The organism is Cyanobium sp. Cruz-8D1 (genome assembly GCF_024345975.1).
Taxonomy (GTDB): domain Bacteria; phylum Cyanobacteriota; class Cyanobacteriia; order PCC-6307; family Cyanobiaceae; genus Cyanobium.
On sequence record NZ_JAGQCD010000022.1, the window covers coordinates 23,811 to 41,164 of the forward strand.

16 protein-coding genes are annotated in these 17,354 nt (G+C 69.1%); 7 read left to right on the forward strand and 9 right to left on the reverse strand.

Annotation, left to right across the window (positions count from 1 at the left end; all coding sequences use genetic code 11):
* Positions 1–4: 4 nt before the first annotated feature.
* A complete protein-coding gene (locus KBZ33_RS13560) occupies positions 5–1,021 on the reverse strand; it encodes a fatty acid desaturase (protein WP_254953837.1) in 1,017 nt (338 codons plus the stop codon).
* A 56-nt stretch (positions 1,022–1,077) separates the two neighbouring features.
* Between KBZ33_RS13560 and KBZ33_RS13565 the strand changes: the two genes are divergently transcribed.
* On the forward strand, positions 1,078–1,893 hold the full coding sequence (locus KBZ33_RS13565) for a hypothetical protein (protein WP_254953836.1): 816 nt from the start codon (positions 1,078–1,080) through the stop codon (positions 1,891–1,893).
* Here KBZ33_RS13565 and KBZ33_RS13570 read toward each other — a convergent pair whose 3' ends face one another.
* Positions 1,894–2,772 carry a fatty acid desaturase gene (locus KBZ33_RS13570; RefSeq protein ID WP_254953906.1) on the reverse strand — a complete coding sequence of 293 codons (879 nt, stop codon included), beginning with the start codon at positions 2,770–2,772 and terminating at the stop codon, positions 1,894–1,896.
* 204 nt (positions 2,773–2,976) lie between these two features.
* On the opposite strand from KBZ33_RS13570, the gene KBZ33_RS13575 reads away from it, so the two are divergent.
* The 4 genes from KBZ33_RS13575 (at position 2,977) to KBZ33_RS13590 (ending at position 7,962) form a co-directional block, all read left to right on the forward strand.
* A complete protein-coding gene (locus KBZ33_RS13575; protein WP_254953834.1) occupies positions 2,977–4,251 on the forward strand; it encodes a methionine gamma-lyase family protein in 1,275 nt (424 codons plus the stop codon).
* A 27-nt stretch (positions 4,252–4,278) separates the two neighbouring features.
* The gene (gene gcvH, locus KBZ33_RS13580) at positions 4,279–4,668 is read left to right on the forward strand and encodes a glycine cleavage system protein GcvH (protein ID WP_254953833.1); all 390 of its coding nucleotides are present in this window, start codon (positions 4,279–4,281) and stop codon (positions 4,666–4,668) included.
* 94 nt (positions 4,669–4,762) lie between these two features.
* Entirely contained in the window at positions 4,763–7,642 is a 2,880-nt protein-coding gene (gcvP, locus tag KBZ33_RS13585) for an aminomethyl-transferring glycine dehydrogenase (protein WP_254953905.1), read from the forward strand.
* Between the two features lie 95 nt (positions 7,643–7,737).
* Positions 7,738–7,962, forward strand: a complete 225-nt coding sequence (locus KBZ33_RS13590) for a hypothetical protein (protein WP_255011801.1) — start codon at positions 7,738–7,740, stop codon at positions 7,960–7,962.
* An 8-nt stretch (positions 7,963–7,970) separates the two neighbouring features.
* Here KBZ33_RS13590 and KBZ33_RS13595 read toward each other — a convergent pair whose 3' ends face one another.
* Positions 7,971–9,788, reverse strand: coding sequence for a diflavin flavoprotein (locus KBZ33_RS13595; protein WP_254953830.1), 1,818 nt, complete (start codon positions 9,786–9,788; stop codon positions 7,971–7,973).
* Positions 9,788–11,563 (reverse strand): diflavin flavoprotein, encoded by a 1,776-nt coding sequence (locus tag KBZ33_RS13600; protein WP_254953828.1) that lies wholly within the window; start codon positions 11,561–11,563, stop codon positions 9,788–9,790. Before KBZ33_RS13600 ends, KBZ33_RS13595 begins: the two co-directional genes overlap by 1 nt.
* Positions 11,564–11,799: 236 nt before the next feature.
* Here KBZ33_RS13600 and KBZ33_RS13605 point away from each other — a divergent pair, with 236 nt between their 5' ends.
* Positions 11,800–12,063, forward strand: a complete 264-nt coding sequence (locus tag KBZ33_RS13605; protein ID WP_254953826.1) for a PilZ domain-containing protein — start codon at positions 11,800–11,802, stop codon at positions 12,061–12,063.
* A 5-nt stretch (positions 12,064–12,068) separates the two neighbouring features.
* Here KBZ33_RS13605 and KBZ33_RS13610 read toward each other — a convergent pair whose 3' ends face one another.
* The 5 genes from KBZ33_RS13610 to KBZ33_RS13630 all read right to left on the reverse strand — a co-directional run bounded on the left by KBZ33_RS13610 (position 12,069) and on the right by KBZ33_RS13630 (position 16,107).
* Positions 12,069–12,488 (reverse strand): Hsp20/alpha crystallin family protein, encoded by a 420-nt coding sequence (locus tag KBZ33_RS13610; RefSeq protein WP_254953817.1) that lies wholly within the window; start codon positions 12,486–12,488, stop codon positions 12,069–12,071.
* 136 nt (positions 12,489–12,624) lie between these two features.
* Positions 12,625–13,146, reverse strand: a complete 522-nt coding sequence (locus tag KBZ33_RS13615; protein ID WP_254953815.1) for an MEKHLA domain-containing protein — start codon at positions 13,144–13,146, stop codon at positions 12,625–12,627.
* Positions 13,147–13,156: 10 nt separating this feature from the next.
* On the reverse strand, positions 13,157–14,038 hold the full coding sequence (locus tag KBZ33_RS13620) for a hypothetical protein (RefSeq protein ID WP_254953809.1): 882 nt from the start codon (positions 14,036–14,038) through the stop codon (positions 13,157–13,159).
* Between the two features lie 99 nt (positions 14,039–14,137).
* Positions 14,138–15,022 (reverse strand): DUF1194 domain-containing protein, encoded by an 885-nt coding sequence (locus KBZ33_RS13625; protein WP_254953807.1) that lies wholly within the window; start codon positions 15,020–15,022, stop codon positions 14,138–14,140.
* A gap of 218 nt (positions 15,023–15,240) precedes the next feature.
* Positions 15,241–16,107, reverse strand: coding sequence for an SWIM zinc finger family protein (locus tag KBZ33_RS13630; protein WP_254953806.1), 867 nt, complete (start codon positions 16,105–16,107; stop codon positions 15,241–15,243).
* A gap of 78 nt (positions 16,108–16,185) precedes the next feature.
* Between KBZ33_RS13630 and KBZ33_RS13635 the strand changes: the two genes are divergently transcribed.
* Positions 16,186–17,328 carry an acyl-CoA desaturase gene (locus KBZ33_RS13635; RefSeq protein ID WP_254953805.1) on the forward strand — a complete coding sequence of 381 codons (1,143 nt, stop codon included), beginning with the start codon at positions 16,186–16,188 and terminating at the stop codon, positions 17,326–17,328.
* The last annotated feature ends 26 nt before the right edge of the window (positions 17,329–17,354 follow it).

Consider the following 17,354-nt stretch of genomic DNA (forward strand, 5'->3'; position numbering starts at 1 on the left):
AAGCCTACGGCATGGCCCTGGAGGGAGCGGCGGCCCGGGGCAGCCGGACCCGCGTGGCCAGGCCCAGGGCCCGCATCAGCCGGATGTGCTGCCAGGTGAGGTCGAACTGGCGAGGGCCGAAGCCATGGCGGGCGGAATGGGGGTAGGCGTGGTGGTTATTGTGCCAGCCCTCACCGAAGGTGAGCGCCGCCACCCAGGGGTTGTTCTTCGACTTGTCGCCGCTGTCGTGGACCGACTCACCCCACAGATGGGTCGCTGAATTCACCAGCCAGGTGCATTGGTAGACGATCACCAGGCGCAGGGGAATGCCCCACAGCACCAGGGCCCAGCCGCCGGCACCGGTGACGGAGCCGATCCAGAACAGCAGCAGGCCCAGGGGCACCTGGAGCATCAGAAAGCTCGTGTTCAGCCAGCGGTAGTAGGGGTCGCTGGCCAGGTCGCCTGTGAGGCGGGGCACGGCGGCCATGGCGGGGATCTCCTCGAACATCCAGGCCATGTGGGACCACCAGAAGCCTTTGTTGCTGTCATGGTGATCCGCTTCCGTATCGGAAAACTTGTGGTGATGGCGGTGCAGGCCGACCCAGTCGATCGGCCCGTGCTGGCAGCTGAGGGCGCCGCAGGTGGCGAAGAAGCGCTCCAGCCAATGGGGCACGCGGAAGGAGCGGTGGCTGAGCAGGCGGTGGTAGCCGATCGTGACGCCCAGGCAGGCGGTGACCCAATACATCACCAGCAGGGCACAGGCGGCCTCCAGGCTCCAGAAGCGGGGCAGCAGGGCCACCACCGCCAGGATGTGGATCAGGACCATGAAGCCGATCGTGCCCCAGCGGGTGCCCTTGGGGGAGACGCCGCGGGGTTCGCCCCGGCGCGGTTCGTGCAGGGCCCTGGCCCTGACGAGGGAATCGGGTCCCTGGTTGATGGCGGCGGGGCGGCGGGTGTGGCGGGCTTTGGTGCCGGCATCGCGGCGGTTGCCGGATGGGGCGCCTGGCTGGCTGCCGGGGCGGGAGAGGGGGGTGACGGCCATGAGGGACCGGGCTCCTGTTGATTGACTACAATAGTAGCAATACGAATCCAGATCGAGTGGGGTATCGAGACGAACTCGTATCTGGCCGCGTTGCCTTCGCCCATCTGATCCGGGTCTGGCACGAGCGCAACGGCTGGTCCCACCGGGTGCTGCCGATGCTGGCCGAGGCCCTCGGTCTGGGTCGGGTGCACAACTCCCAGCTCTCGATGCTGCGCAACGGCAAGCTGGCCTCCCCGGGCCCGGAGGTGTTCCTGGCCCTGGGCAGCGTGAACCTCTGGCTCGACGCCCAGGCTCCCGAGGGCCGGCTGGAGCCGATGGCGGCCCGCACGTTGCTGGCGGCCCACCCCGAACTCTTCGAAGCCCTCTGCAGTTCGGCCCTGCCGGTGCGTGACGAGCGCCAGCGGGTGCTGGGGCCCGGGGCCCTGCTGGAGGTGTTCGTGGGCTTTCGTCAGCCGCCGGCCAGCTTCGATCTGCGCATCGCCGAGGCCGAGGCCGGGGGGCTCAGCGCCGCCCTGGCCCAGCTGCTCACCGCCGGCAGACCCTGGCGGGACTGCCGCGACCGGTTGATGGCGGCCTATCCGGTGGCCAAACGCCAGCGGCGGGAGCGCTTTGCCGAGGTGATCGCCGGCCAGCGCGATTACACGGCGGTGGAACTCGATGCCGAACTGCCGGAACTGCGCCGCACCCTGGCGGCCCTGGGGGCGGCGGTGGAGGAGGAGCTGGGCCCGGATCGCTTTCTGGAGCTGCTGCGCCAGCGGGCCCGCCCGCTGCAGGGGGACGGCGCCCAGCCGGCCCCGGACGACCTGGCGGCCGCCATCCGTCGGGAGATCGGGGCGGCGATCCCGGCGACGGCCGACAACGCGGACCTCTGATCAGGCGCTGGCGGTCGCATCGCCGCGGTGGCCGAAGACGGGGGCGATGCGGACACGCCTGGCCAGGCCCAGGGCCCGCAGGGCGCGGATGTGCTGCCAGGTGATGTCGAACTCGAACCAGCGCAGCCCGTGGCGGGCCGAGTGGGGGTAGGCGTGGTGGTTGTTGTGCCAGCCCTCACCAAACGTGAGCAGGGCCACCCACCAACAGTTGCGGGAACGGTCGGGACAGTCGAAATTGCGGTAGCCGAAGGCGTGGGTGGCGGAATTCACCAGCCAGGTGACGTGATAGACGAGCACCAGGCGCAAAGGGATTCCCCAGAGCACCAGTCCCAGGCCGCCGCCAGGGACGCCCGCCCAGTTGCCGTACCAATAGAGGGCAGCCCCCAGGGGCAGTTGCAGCAGCAGGAACCAGCGATCCAGCCAGCGGTAGAAGGGATCCTTCTCCATGTCGCCGGTGAAGCGGTGGATCTCGGTGAGGGCCGGGATTTTGTGCAGCATCCACTCGCTGTGGGCCCACCACAGACCCCGGGCGGCGTCGTGGTGATCGTTGGGCTGGTCGGAGAAGAGGTGGTGGTGCCGGTGCAGCCCCACCCACTCGATCGGGCCGCTCTGGCAGGCCAGGGTGCCCATCAGCACCAGCAGCCGCTCCACCCAGCGCGGGGCTTCGAAGCCCCGGTGCGCCACCAGCCGATGCAGGCCCAGGGTCACCCCCAGAACGGTGGCCCAGTAGAGAACCGCCAGCACGATCACCCCCTGAAGGCTCCAGAAGCGGGGCAGCAGGGCGAAGACGGCCCCCACATGAATGGCCAGCATGAAACCGGTGGTGCCGGTCTTGAATTTGCGTTGTGTGGCCGGCAGGGGCGGCCTGGGCCGCTGCATGGCCGCCAGCAGCTGGTCTTTCTTGCGCGAGTGGCTGGTTGCCTGCCGGGGGACGCGCACGGTCTGGGCGCTCTGGCCTGATCGAAAGGCATCGGATCGTGCGACCAAACGTTTCTCCGGTGAAAGGGCGGGTGCGAGCTAAAAGCCAGCCCCCATCCTGGCCTATGCAGCGATGGCAGAGTGAGCCCTGCTGGCCCCAGGGCTTTGGAGCAGGTTCTTCCAGGCCCGGGCGAGGGGTTCGACCCTGCGGAAACCGTCGTCGCCGCCCTTGAGCGGCTCGCCCCGGTGGCGGCCCGCCGCACGGCCGCCGTGCGGCCCCGCCTGGCAAGGGTGCTGGAGGCCTTCGCCGCCGAACGCCTGGGGGTGCACCACTTCGCCTCGGTCAGCGGCTACGGCCACGGTGACCTGGGCCGGGAGGTGCTGGATCGGGTCTTCGCGCGGGTGCTCCAGGCCGAAGCCGCTGCCGTGCGGCTCCAGTTCGTCAGCGGCACCCATGCCATCACCGCCGCCCTGTTCGGTGTGCTGCGTCCGGGCGACCGGCTGCTGGCGCTCACCGGCCGCCCCTACGACACCCTCGAGGAAGTGATCGGCCTGCGGGGACAGGGCCAGGGGTCCCTGGCCGAGTTCGGCATCACCTACGACGAGCTGGCCCTCACCGAGGCCGGAGAGGTGGACGAAGCGGCCCTGGAGGACGCGCTCGCCCCCCAGACGCGGATGGTGCTGATCCAGCGCAGCTGTGGCTACAGTTGGCGCCCCTCCCTGCCGGTAGCCAGCATCGGGCGCCTCTGCGAACGGGTCAAGGCGCTTCAGCCCGACTGCGTCTGCTTCGTCGACAACTGCTACGGGGAACTGGTGCAGGAGCAGGAACCCACCGCGGTGGGGGCCGACCTGATCGCCGGATCCCTGATCAAGAACCTCGGCGGCACCATCGCGCCAACGGGGGGCTACGTGGCCGGCTGCCGGGAGCTGGTGGAGATGGCCTGCTGCCGACTCACGGCCCCGGGCATCGGCAGTGAGGGGGGCACGGGGTTCGATCAGTACCGGCTGCTGTTCCAGGGGTTGTTCCTGGCCCCCCAGATGGTGGCCGAGGCCCTGATCGGCGCCGAGCTGGTGGCCGAGGTGTTTGCCAGCTTCGGTTTTCCGGTGAATCCCGCCCCCGGCGCCGAACGCAGCGACGTGATCCAGGCGGTGCGGCTGGGCGATCCGGATCGGCTCATCGCCGTCTGCCGGGCGTTCCAGCAGGTGTCACCGGTGGGGGCTTACCTGGATCCGGTGCCGGCCCCCATGCCCGGCTATGCCAGTGATCTGGTCATGGCGGGGGGGACGTTCATCGACGGCAGCACCAGCGAGTTCTCCGCTGACGGCCCGCTGCGGGAGCCCTACGTGCTCTATGCCCAGGGCGGCACCCACCACGGCCATGTGGCCCTGGCCCTGGAGCGGGCCCTGGCGGCCCTTGCCTCCCTGCCGCAGGCAGACTGATACCGCCTCCTCCGCACCCCACCGGCCTTGGCGCACTCCTTCCCCGACGACTGCCGCTATTCCGAAAGCCACGAGTACGTGCGCCCGGAGGGTGACCTGGTGCGCCTGGGCATCAGTTCCTTCGCCGTGGATCAACTCGGGGACATCGTCTTCGTCGAGTTGCCGGCGGTGGGGGCTCCACTGGCGCGCGGCACGAGCTTCGGCAGCGTCGAATCCGTCAAGGCGGTGGAGGATCTGATGGCCCCGGTGAGCGGCACGGTGGAGGCCCGCAACGAGGCGGTGCTGGCCAGCCCCGAGGAGCTCCAGAACGATCCCTATGGGGAAGGCTGGCTGCTGCTGGTGCGGCTCGGCGCGCCGGACGAACTGGAGGCCTTGATGGATGCCGCCACCTATGGGGCCAAGGTGCAGGCGGGCTGAATTCCTTAGGATCCCGCCACCTCCACCCAGAACGCCCGTGTCCGCCTCCTTCCTGGTCCGGCATCTGGGTCCGGATCCCGAAGATCAGCAGCGGATGCTGGCGGAGCTCGGCCTGGGCTCCCTTGATCAGCTGGCGGCCGAGGTGGTTCCGGCCGACATCCTGCTGACCGCGGCCGAGGCCGATAGCGGCCTGCCGCTTCCCTGCCCGGAGGCGGAGGCCCTGGCGGAGCTGGCGCAACTGGCCTGCCGCAACCAGGTGCTGCGCAGCCTGATCGGCCTCGGTTACCACGGCACGGCGACCCCGGCCCTGATCCAGCGCCATGTGCTGGAAAACCCCTGCTGGTACACCGCCTACACCCCCTACCAGGCGGAGATCGCCCAGGGCCGGTTGGAGGCCCTGCTGAATTTCCAGACCCTGGTCAGCGAGCTGACGGGGCTGCCGATCGCCAACGCCTCCCTGCTGGATGAGGCCACCGCCGCCGCTGAAGCGATGGCGATGGCGTCGGCGGTCACGACGCGGGGCCAGGCGCGCCGCTTCCTGGTGGACAGCGCCGTTTTCCCGCAGACCCTCGCCGTGCTCCACACCCGGGCCGAACCCCTGGGGATCGTGATCGAGACGTTCGAGGCCGAGGCCGTCAGTGCCGGTGCCGATGGGGTGCTGGGTGAGGACGTTTTCGGCCTGCTGCTCCAGCTTCCCGGCGTCGAGGGCCGGCTCTGGGATCCCTCGCCGCTGCTGGCGGCGGCCCGCGCCGGCGGGGTGATCAGCACGGTGGCGGTGGATCCCCTGGCCCAGGCGCTCCTGGCCCCGGTGGGTGAACTGGGCGCCGACATCGCCGTCGGCAGCCTGCAGCGCTATGGGGTGCCGATGGGATTCGGTGGTCCCCACGCGGCCTTCTTCGCCACCCGCGACGACTTCAAACGCCAGATCCCCGGCCGCCTGGTGGGGCAATCCAAGGATGCGGAGGGGAACCCGGCGCTGCGGCTGGCCCTCCAGACCCGGGAGCAGCACATCCGGCGCGACAAGGCCACCAGCAACATCTGCACGGCCCAGGTGCTGCTGGCTGTGATGGCGAGTTTCTATGCCGTGCACCACGGCCCCGATGGCCTCGAGGCCATCGCCCGTCGCCTGCTCGTCCTGCGCCAGGGCCTGGTGCTGGGGCTGGCGGCCCTGGGGCTGGCGGCCGATCCGGGGGCGGCCTTCGACACGGTGGTGCTGCGCAGCGCCGCCGCGCCCGGCCTGCGCCAGCGAGCCGTGGCCGCCGGCTTCAACCTGCGCTGCGGCATCCGCGGCGACGACGGTGAGGCCGCCCTGGCCATCAGCCTCGATGAACTGTCCACCCCCGAGGAACTGGCTACCCTGCTGGCGGCCCTGGCGGCAGACCCAGCGGCCGCCGCCGAGGCGCGCACGGCCCTCCAGGCCGGCCTGGTCGCCCTGGAGGGCAAGCCCCTGGCTGAACTGCTCGACGGGGTGCCCCTGCGGCAAAGCCCCTGGCTGCGCCAGGAGGTGTTCCGCCGCTACCGCAGCGAGACGGAGTTGCTGCGCTACATCCAGCGCCTGGTGAGCAAGGATCTGTCGCTCGTCCACGGCATGATCCCACTGGGCAGCTGCACGATGAAGCTCAACGCCGCTGCCGAACTGGCGCCGGTGAGCTGGCCGGCCTTCGCCCAGATCCATCCCTTCGCCCCCGCCGACCAGACCCGTGGCTACGCCGCCCTGGTGGCGGATCTGGAGGCCTGGCTGGGGGCGATCACCGGCTTTGCGGGGGTGTCCCTGCAGCCGAACGCCGGCTCCCAGGGGGAATACGCCGGCCTGATGGTGATCCGGGCCTGGCACCGCAGCCGTGGCGAGGGCCACCGGCAGGTGTGCCTGATCCCCACCAGTGCCCACGGCACCAATCCCGCCAGCGCCGTGATGGCCGGCATGCGGGTGGTGGCGGTGGCCTGCGACGCCCAGGGCAACATTGACATCGCCGACCTGGAGGCCAAGGCCGCCGCCCACGCCGCCGACCTGGCGGCGCTGATGGTCACCTATCCCTCCACCCACGGGGTGTTTGAAACGGGCATCCGCCGCATCTGCCAGGTGGTGCACGACCACGGCGGCCAGGTGTACCTGGATGGCGCCAACCTCAACGCCCAGGTGGGCCTGTGCAAGCCGGGGCTCTACGGCGCCGACGTCTGTCACCTCAACCTCCACAAGACCTTCTGCATCCCCCACGGGGGCGGTGGCCCCGGTGTGGGTCCGATCGGCGTCGCGGCCCACCTGGTGCCGTTCCTGCCCTCCCACCCGCTGGCCGCCGCCGCGAGCGGCCAGGCCATCGGCCCGGTGTCGGCGGCGCCCCTGGGCAGTGCCGGCATCCTGCCGATCAGCTGGATGTACATCCGCATGATGGGGGGCTCGGGCCTGCGCACCGCCAGCCAGGTGGCCCTGCTGGCGGCCAACCTGATCGCCGAGCGCCTCGAGTCCCACTTCCCCGTGCTCTACCGGGGCCGCGGCGGCCGGGTGGCCCATGAGTGCATCCTCGATCTGCGACCCCTCAAGCGCAGCTGCGGCCTGGAGGTGGACGATCTGGCCAAGCGGCTGATGGACTACGGCTTCCATGCCCCCACCGTCAGCTGGCCCGTGGCGGGCACGGTGATGGTGGAGCCCACCGAGAGCGAATCGCTGCAGGAAATCGACCGCTTCTGTGCGGCGATGGAGGGGATCCGCCGCGAGGCCTGGGCCATCGAGACCGGCGCCGCCGACCCCCTCGACAACCCGCTCAAACAGGCGCCCCACACCCTGGCGGCGGTCACCGCCGACGACTGGGATCGGGCCTACAGCCGCAGTGAGGCCGCCTTCCCCGCCGGGGAGGGTCAGCGGCAGGCCAAGTTCTGGCCGGCCGTCGCCCGCATCGACAATGCCTTCGGGGATCGCAACCTCGTCTGCACCTGCCCGAGCGTCGAGGAAGTGGCAATCCCCGAACTGGCCGCCTGAGTGTTCCGCCGGTACCTTTTCCCCCCGCCATGGCTCATCATTGCTGTGCCATCCCTTCACGGCGATGGCCACCGCCTTTCATTGTCATGGGGTTCATGAACGGCAACGACAATTCAGGCGATGGGCCGGGCCCGGGCGCCCTTGTGCCCGGTCTGCCGGAGGCCAGCCAGCGGGTGGATGGCACCAACGTGGTGCGGGTGCCCTTCGGGGTGCGCCGGGCCCGGCGCCGGCGTCCCGAACGGCCCGACCACTGGGCCACCCTCGTCCTTCCCTTTCAGGCGGGCGGTGGCGGCGCTCCCACGCCGCCCCACGCGGCCTGAGGCAGATCTCAGTAGTTGGCTCCGCTGCGGCGCTGGTGCACAGCAGTGGTGGCGGCCGAATCCAGCAGGTCACCACTGAGGGCCTCCGCGTAGAGCAGCCAATGGTCGCCGCACTCCATGCGTTGGCTGACGCGGGCCTCCAGCCAGGCCAGGGCCTCCGGCAGCAGGGGTTGACCACCTGGGGTGGTGTCAAGGTCGAGTCCCGCCAGCCGGTCGGCTCCGGGGGGGAAGGGCTGCAGGAACCGCTTCATCGGGCCGCTTTCGCGCCCGGACGCCAGCACGTTGAGGGAGAAGACGTCCCCCACGTGCAGCAGGCTCTCCATCGCCCGCTCCTTGGCCACGGCCACGGTGAAGCCGGGGGGGCTGAAGCTGGCCTGGCTGACCCAGCTGGCCACCATCGCTCCACCGATGGCGTCGGCGCCGTCCCCCTTGCGGGCCAGCACCACGCACAGGGACCCCACCACCCGGCCGAGGGCCTGGATCGCCGGGTTGGTGCGGCTCTCGCTGAGACCACCGCCGGTGCTGCGCCGCTGGGCCTGGCGATGCTGCTGGCGCAGGCGGCGGCCCAGGGCGGTGCCGGTTTCCTCCAGGGTCCGCAGGGTGGCCAGATCGGGGCTGAACTTGACCCGGATCGGATCGAAGGCGAACTGGAAGCCGCCGTCCCGCAGTTTGGCTTCGAGCAGGTCGATGGCTTCGCCGCTCCAGCCGAAGCTGCCGAACACCCCCACCGGTTTGGCCCGGTCGCCTTCGGCCAGCACGGTGCCGAGGGCCGAGACGATCGGCGTGGGGGCATGGCCCCCGAGGGTGGGGGAGCCGATCAGCAGGGCGTCGCAGGAGTGGATCGCCTCCAGCAACTGCTCGGAAGGCGCGAATTCACAGTTGATGCTCTCGACCCGCACGCCACTGCGCGCCACCCCCTGGGAGAGGGCGTCGGCGATGGCGGCGGTGTTGCCGTAGGCGCTCGCGTACAGCAGGGCCACCGACAGGCTGGCCCGCTCCTGGCTCTCCCCCCAGCGGCGATAGTCGGCCAGCAGGCTGCGCCAGCTCTGGGCGATGGCCGGGCCGTGGCCCGGGGCAATGGTGCGGATCGCCATCTCGTCGAGGCGGTCCACCACCGTTTCCACCTGGCGGGCCATCGGCGCCATCAGGCAGTCGTAGTAATAGCGGCGGTCCTCCTCGGTGCTGCTGCGATTCGTTTCGGCGAAGTCCTCGGTGCAGAGGTGGGCGGCAAAGAACTTGCCGCTCATCAGCAGCCCGCTGCTGGCCTCGAAGGCCATCAGGCCGCCGGGCCAGCGGGGGGTGGGGGTGGGAATCAGGGTGAGTTCATGGCCACTGGAGAGGCCGCGGCTGGTTTCCTGCTTGACCACCTCGATGGTCGGCAGGGGCACGGTCTCGGGCGGGGTTTCGGCCGTGTCCGCGGGGCCGGGCCGTTGCTGGTGCCAGAGTTCGGCCAGCACCTGGGCCCCAGGATTGGAGGCCACCAGCACCGTGGCGGGCCAGCCGGCGGCGAGCTGCTTGAGCAGGGCCACCCGGTTGGGGTTGACGTGGCCCACCACCACCTTCAAGGGGGCGTCGGACGGCACCAGCAGGGCCAGCTGCTCCAGGAAGGGGGCGGCGAAGGAGGCCCCCGGCGGATGCACCAGCACCGGAGCGCCCCCGGAGGCGCCCTGCAGGAAGAGGAAGCTGTTGGCGGTGGTGCCCCGCTCGAGCCCGTATTCCACCTCGAAGCGCAGGCGCCGGGGGCTGAGGCCACGCAGGCAGAGCAGGCCGGGTTCGACCGGCAGGGAGATGACGCGACGATCGGTCGCGGTGGGGGAGGACGTCATCAGTAGTGGTTGCCCACTTTGCGGTGGTGCACGGCCGTGGCGGCGGTGGTGTCGGCCACGTTGCCCTCCTCCACCACCGCGTAGATGATCCAGTGGTCAGGGCCTTCCATGCGCTGGGTCACCCGGCAGCCCAGATAGGCCAGGGCATCTCCGAGGACGGGGCCGCCGGCGGCCACGCCTTCCAGGGTGGCCACGCCGGCGAACCGATCGGCCCCCGGCGGGAAGCGGCGCAGGAAATGGCGCAGCAGGGGCTGGTGGTTGTCCTCCCGCAGCACGTTGAGCACGAAGCGGTCGTCCACCTGCATCAGGGCCTCGATGGCCCGGTCCTTGGCGACCGCCACCGTGAGCCCCGGCGGATCGAAGCTCGCCTGGCTCACCCAGCTGGCCACCATGGCGCCGCTGCGGCTGCCGGCCTCGTCGTCCTGGCGGGCCGTGACGATGTAGAGGCCGCCGCTGAGGCGCCCCAGGGCCTTGTCCAGATCGCCATCGATGGCCTTCATGGCGGCGATGGTCCTGGCCTTGGTGAGCAGCTGGCCCAGGTCGGTGCCGGCCTCCTCGCAGCGCTGGTAGTCGGCGCCGCTCGGCACCTGGCGGATGCGCAGGGGCTCGAACGCCCATTTCTGCCCCAGGTTGCGCAGCTGGCCTGCCAGGGTGTCGATCGGTTCGTCGTTGCCGCCGAAGGCGTCGTAACAGCCCACCCACTGCTTGGGATGGAGGGCCGCCAGCAGGGTGCCGATGGCCGTCTGCAGGTCGGGATCGGGGGAGGCGGGCCAGGTGGGAACCACCACGGCGCTCGCCTCGCCGATCAAGGCGGCCAGCTCCTGGGCATCGGTGGCGCGCAGGTCGACGAGCTGCACCTGGCCCGAGGCCTTGCCGATGCCCCGGGCGATGGCCTGGCTGAGCCGGTCGCAGAAGCCGTACTGGCTCACATAGCAGACGGCGGCGTAGGCCTCACCGGCGCTGCGCTGGCCGCTCCAGTCGCGGTAGTCGCCCACCCAGAGCGGCAGGTGCTCCCGCAGCAGGGGGCCATGGCCCACGGCGATCGTGGTGATCTCCGGCAGGCTGTCCATGCGCTTGAGGGCCTGCAGCACGCTGCGGGCGTTGGGGGCCATCAGGCAGTCGTAGTAGAAGCGGAAATCCGGCGCGATGGCCCCGGGATCGACATCGAACAGGTCGTCGGAGCAGTAATGGAGGCCGAAGGCGTCGCAGGTGTAGAGGAGGCCGGTGCCGTGGTCGAAGGAAAAGATCGTGTCGGGCCAGTGCAGGTTGGGGGCACTGAGGAAGCTGAAGCGATGCCCCACGCCGCTGTCGGGATGCACGCCCAACTCCAGTTCGTCGCCGCTCTTGACCGCCCGGCTGCGGAAGGGCCGGTGCACCTGGTCCTGGAGGAACTGGATCGCCACCTTGGAGCCGACGATCTCGATATCCGGGTGGCGGTCGATCAGATCGCCGATCAGGCCGGAATGGTCGGGTTCGGTGTGGGAGACGATCAGGTGATCGATCGCCGTGGGCTCGATCAGACCCTCCAGCAGGGGGATCCAGGTGTCGCGGAACTTGGCGTGGCTGGTGTCGACCAGGGCCGTGCGCTCGCCGCGCACCAGGAAGGCGTTGTAGGTGGTGCCGTTGCGCAGGCCGAACTCGATGTCGAAGCGACTGCGGTCCCAGTCGAGGGAGCGGATCGCCGTGGTGTCGGCCGCGATCGGCTCACACTGGAGGCTGAGGCGGCCAGGCGCGGCTGTGATCGAAGGCGGGGCGCTGGCGGTGCTGCTGCTCATGGGGTCAGACTCCTTCCGCAGGCCTACAACTGTAGGCAGGGCAGGGTGGTTTTCGGTCTGTTGGACCAACCTCGGGTATCCCGAAGAACCCTGGAAAAGGGTCAGAAACTGTTCGATGTCGAGCCGGTAGTAGGTGGCCACCGGAGATCTGGAACGGTTTCGGGACGCCTTCTGACGCCTGGAGAGGCGCCTGGAGGAAGCCTCGCGTTCTGACCGTTTCAAGCCCCCGACGGGCCTTGCCACGGCCCCGCCTGCAGCTCGAATCGATGGGAGCCTCCGAAGGGGTGTTCGCCGAGGTGCTCGACCTGAGCGCCGAGGGCCTGACGATCGCCATCGAAGCTGGCCACCCGCCCGCCGTCGGCCAGCACGGCAGTGTGGTGGTGGGAGACAGGGAGGGAGAGACCTCCGACCTGAGAGACACCGTGCGCTGGATCGAAGCCACCAGCTACATCTCGGTGATTGGCCTCTCCCTCGATTCCGCCCACCGCATCGAGGCGTGAGGGCCTCAGTCGGCCAGCTTCACAGTGACGGACGTCAGTGACTGCGCCTTGGGTGCCGTCACCAGGAGTAGGCCATCGCGATAGTGGGCTTCCAGGGCGTCCCGCTGGATGCCGCCGGGGAAGCGGAAGCTGCGGCTCCAGGTGCCGTAGCGGAATTCACTCAGCAGGGGCGCGCGGCGGCTGACTTCGGCTGCGGTCACGCTGTCGGCAACCGGCTGGGGGGCGCGCCGTTCGGCGGTGATGATCAAGGAGCGGTCCGTGGCTTTCACGTCGATGGAAGCGCGATCGACGCCAGGCAGTTCCAGGGCGATGGTGTACGTCGCCTCGGTTTCGTGAATCTCGGCGGCGGGAACCCGTTCGGCTGTCTGCAGTTGTTGCTCCAGCCGGTCGAAGAGATCGAAAGGGGAAGAATGCAGGGTGCGCATGGTTGGAACTCCCGATGAATGCGACGGAATGGCTGGGTGAGAAACCACCCACTGCCTCAATGTGCCCGCCTTGCCATCAGGCTTCGAGGGGGAGAACCGACGGCCCAGGTTCGGTCTGCCCAACCGAGTTCGGGCTCTACGCCAGCGGGGGTGGAGAACCGGAACGGGGCGGCTCCAGCCACCACCAGGTGGCGAAGGCGGCCGCCTGGCCGCAGGGTTGGCCGTTCCCATCCCGCAGGGTCCATAGCCGGGCCTTTTCGATGCGGAAACGGCGGCCGCTGCTGTCGATGCGGACGCCGGCATAGCCCGTCAGGGCCTGGCGGCGGCGGGCCTGCTCCAGGGCGAGGGCCCGGCTTTGGCGTTCCGTCGGCTCGGCCGTGAGGCGGGAGGGCAGGCCCACCATGGCGCTCCAGGGGCGGCGCCACAGCTGCAGGGCGGCGCGGTTGGCGTAGATCAGGCGTGGATCGGCGGCGCCGTTGTGCGCCAGCACCACCGTGGCGGCCACGAACAGTTCCTGGGCCGCCTGCACAGGCGACGCGCCAGCGTGAACGCCCGCCAACAGCGGCCGCCCGAACGTCAGCCGGTGGCCAGCCAGGAGGCGTCCGGCGGTGGCGATGGCGGCCTCGCTCAGCCAGGGGGGCGGCGGCGGCGCGGGCATGGCGGCGGCCTTAAGGCCGGGACTCGTTGTCGTCGAGCATCATCATCCGCATGGCTGCGTCCATTTCCGGCGGGGCCTGGTGCCGCCGGCCGCCGAAGGCGGAGACCAGCCGGCCCGAAAGCACGCTCTGCAGCAGGGTGGGCTGGTAGGCGAAGCGCTTGCCGATGGCGGCGAAGCTGAAGAACAGCAGCAGGGCGGCGACGACATTGCGGGCGAGCTGCAAGAACCAGTCGTTGAGCCGCTTCATCCCCATGGCGTCAGCCTCGTTCTGGTAGCGCTTGATGAACGGATTGAGGTCGTTGCTGAGCTTCGTCTTGACGACGTCCAGGGGGACCTCGATGCTCGCGGGCAGCGCCGGTGCCTGGCCGGGCAGCAGCCGTATGGCCTTGAGGATGTCGTCGTAGGAGCGGGCGCTTTCGATCGCCCTGGTGGTGGCAATGTAGGCGTTCAGCTCCCGCGTGTCGTTGGCCCTGAACTGGCGCAGCAGGCTGATGCCGCTGTAAACCTGCAGCGGGATCAGTAGCAGAAAGCCAAAAGCGATCCAGAAACTGAGCCGCCGCAGCAGGGAGACGCGGCCACCGATCCGACCGGAGCGGGGATCGATGAGGCTGGCGAGCATCAGCAGGATCGCCCCGATCATGGCGATGGCCCCCGAGGCGAGCAGCTTGTCGCTCACGGACTGGAGCCACAGGGGGTTGATCAGGCGAACCGGCCAGGCCGAGCCCAGGATCCCCACCAAGAACAGCACGAACAGCAGGATCGCCCCCCAGTTCAAGGCGATGGCGACCTCCTCGACGTAGTTGTCGCCCAGGGGTCGTTCCATGCCCGCGCGGGGCCGAGCCGCAGGATCGCGATCGGTCGTGGGCTGGAGGGGGTCGGCTTGGGGGCTCATGGGAAGGGGAAGGCAGCGGTGGCGAGGCTCCTGCCTCAGGCGTAACCATGAAAAAGCCCGGCATGGTGCCGAGCTCGGGTCTCTACCGGCCGAGGCCGATCAGGCCTGGTGGAGGTTGGCGGTGTTGATGCGGCGGCGCAGCTTGCGGGAGAAGCCGAAGGCGGCGGCAGCACCCAGCAGGGGCAGGGGGCCGGGTACCGTGTCGCCTGGGTTTTGGCCCACTTCGCGGATCAGCTTGTTAGTGATGGCCGCCTCGAACTGGTCGAAGGTGTTGGCGGTCTCCACGAAACCGGCCTTGGTGGCGCCGTTGAGGGGGGTCGCCACATTGGCTGTGAGGAAGCCGCTGGCGGCGGCGCCCACGCCCAGGCCGTTGATGATGATGTTGCTGGCGACGGCCTCTGCTCTGCGGGTTTGGGCACACTGAGCAACGCTCACGTTCCCTTGGCAGGCCTCAACATTGCCCACGCCATCGGTGGAGATGTCGATCACCCGGCCGTTGGCGCGGGTGGTGAAGTAGTCGTTGGTGTTAATCTCGGTGATTGCGGCATTCATGCCGCAATCCACGCATGTGAGGCTGGAGCCCTGGCGGGGCATGATGCTGAGGGCGGCGATGAAGCTGCTCAGGGAGGTGCCGCCGTTCACCCCGTTAGTGGTGAGATCGGTGATGTGCTTCCAGTCGATCACGGGCGGAGAGAAGGCCGTGGTGCTCCATTGGCCCACGGCAATGGCCAGGCCACCTTTGTCGAACGTGTCGGCGATTTTCGCCTGCACGGCAGCATTGTTGAACGCGTTGACGTAGCCGTTCTTATAGAGAGTGAAGTTGGGATCGCTGATGCTGCCGGAGACGTCGAGGGACAGGAACAGCTCCTGGAACACCTCGATGGTGGCGACGGCCTTGGCTTGCTGGGCGCCGCCGAACAGGGTGATCGCCAAGGCCGCGGCTGCCGCTCCTCCTCGGAGCAGGGGCTTGAGGGTGGTTCTCATGACTGGAAGTGAGGGGACGGTGGGACGATCTGGGATTTCGGACCCTGCCTGAAGGCAGGCAGTGCACTGGCCTCCAATGAGGTGAGCAGCTGACCTTCTCAACTTAACATAAAATGAAAGAAGCTTCACCCTTTTGCCACGGACTTAACAAAACCTTAAAGGTCTCGGTGGCCTGGTCCGGAGGTGAAGGCGGCAGCGCGATTCAGTTGGGCGCTTGCTCAGCCTTCGCTGTCGTTGCCGGTGGCCATCGCACGGGCCATGGCCTGCTGCGCCATCCCGGTTCCGTGGGCCTTGAGCGTTTCCAGGAAGAGCTGGTTGGCCTCCGGGAAGCGGGGCTCCTCGGCCAGGGGCAGGGGGCCGGCGCCATCGAGGCCGGATTCGCCTTCCATGGCCGGTGTGATCACCACCAGATCGGGATCGAGGGGGGCCTCGTAGCGCCACCAGCGGGCCGGATCGGCGATGGCGGGGTGGATCGGATGGGGAGCATGCTCCACCGGCGCCACCACCCCCTCCCGGCGGCGTTTGGCCAGATCACCCAGCAGCTGGCTGCGGGTGCGGCCCCGCAGCTGGAACAGCACGAAGGGATCCTCGCTGAAGCGATCCCCCATCAGGTAGTAGACGGCGCTGATGTGCTTGCAAGGATTGGCCTTGTCGGGGCAGCTGCACTCGCTGCGCACCTCCTGGAGCTTGAAGGGGAACAATCGCTTGCCGCTGGCGGCGAAGGCCCGCTCGATGTCGGCGGGCATGATCCCCGCCAGCAGCTGGGCCGACCAGCGCGCCTTCTGACTCAGGGCCTCAAGCACATAGCCCCAGTCCTCATCGTTGAGCACGTCGAGCCAGAGCTTCACCTTGTAGGGATCAGGTTCGGTGCCCTGCACCCGGGCATGGACCCGACGTCCCTCGAAGCGGATCGAGACGACATTGCCCTCCCGGGCATAGGTCCAGGCGCGCTCCAGGCGCTTCTTGAACCGGTAGGAATGGATCAATTCCATCCACTGCTCCACCCACCAGGGCTGCTGCCCCAGGCCCTGCTGGCCCAGCTGGGTGGTGATGGCGCCATTGGCGCCGGGAAAGGAGCTGGTCATGCCGCCGGCCTTACGGCTCCATCCTGACGCCTGCCGGGTCCACTGGCCTAAGTTATGCCGACGCAGGGCGTGGAGTCCTTGAATCGCATCACGTTCGGCGCCGGTGACGGTTTTCACAGTCTTCTCAGGGCAAGGGTTCACCAGCACTTCGAGAGCACGGGCCAGGACCGGCGCGATTCCCCGGCCATGGTGGTCAAATCGGCCCTGATCCTGGGCTGGTTCGTGCTCACCTACGGGTTGCTCGTCTTCCAGGTCAACAGCTGGCCTGGGGCTGTGGCCCTCTCGGCCTGCCTCGGCCTGGCGATCGCCGCCATCGGCTTCAACATCCAGCACGACGGTGGCCACGGCGCCTATTCACGCCACCGCTGGATCAACAAAGCCGCCGCCATGACGCTCGATCTGCTGGGCGGCAGTTCCCTGATCTGGGCCCACAAGCACAACGGTCTGCATCACACCTTCACCAACATCCCCGGCCATGACGACGACATCAATCTCGGCTTGATCGGTCGCCTGTCCCCCCATCAGCCCCACCGCTGGTGGCACCGCTGGCAGCACCTCTATCTCTGGCCCCTCTACGGGATGCTGCCGATCAAGTGGCAGTTCTTCGATGACTTCGCCGATCTCGCCGGCCGGGGCCGCGGCGACCATTCCCTGCCCCGGCTGACCCCTGCCGACTGGCTGGTGTTCGTGGGCGGCAAGGTGATCTTTTTCTCCCTGGCGTTTGCCCTGCCGCTGCAGCGCCATTCCTTCACTGCGGTGATCGGCTGCTACGTGGTGACGGCGATGGTGCAGGGAATCGTGCTGAGTGTGGTGTTCCAGTTGGCCCACTGCGTGGAGGAGGCCGATTTTCCCGCCGCCGCCGCCAGCAACGCTGGCATGGGCCCCTGGGCCAACCACCAACTGGCCACCACGGTGGACTTCAGCCGCTCCAATGGCCTGCTGAGCTGGCTGCTGGGGGGCTTGAACTTCCAGGTGGAGCATCACCTGTTCCCTCGCATCTGCCACGTCCACTACCCCCAGCTTTCCGCCATCGTTGAGCAGACCTGCCGCGACTGCGGTGTTCCCTTCCGCAGTCACCCGTCCTTCCTGGCCGGTGTGGCCTCCCACTACCGCTGGCTGAAGCGCATGGGTCAGACGCCTGCCATCCCCTCCCCGCTGGTCCTGCCGGTGCGTTTGCCCGTCAGGGGGCAGACGCAGCCTGCGGCCCTGGCCAGCCGCTGAGCCAGCGACTCGCTCAGCGGTTCACC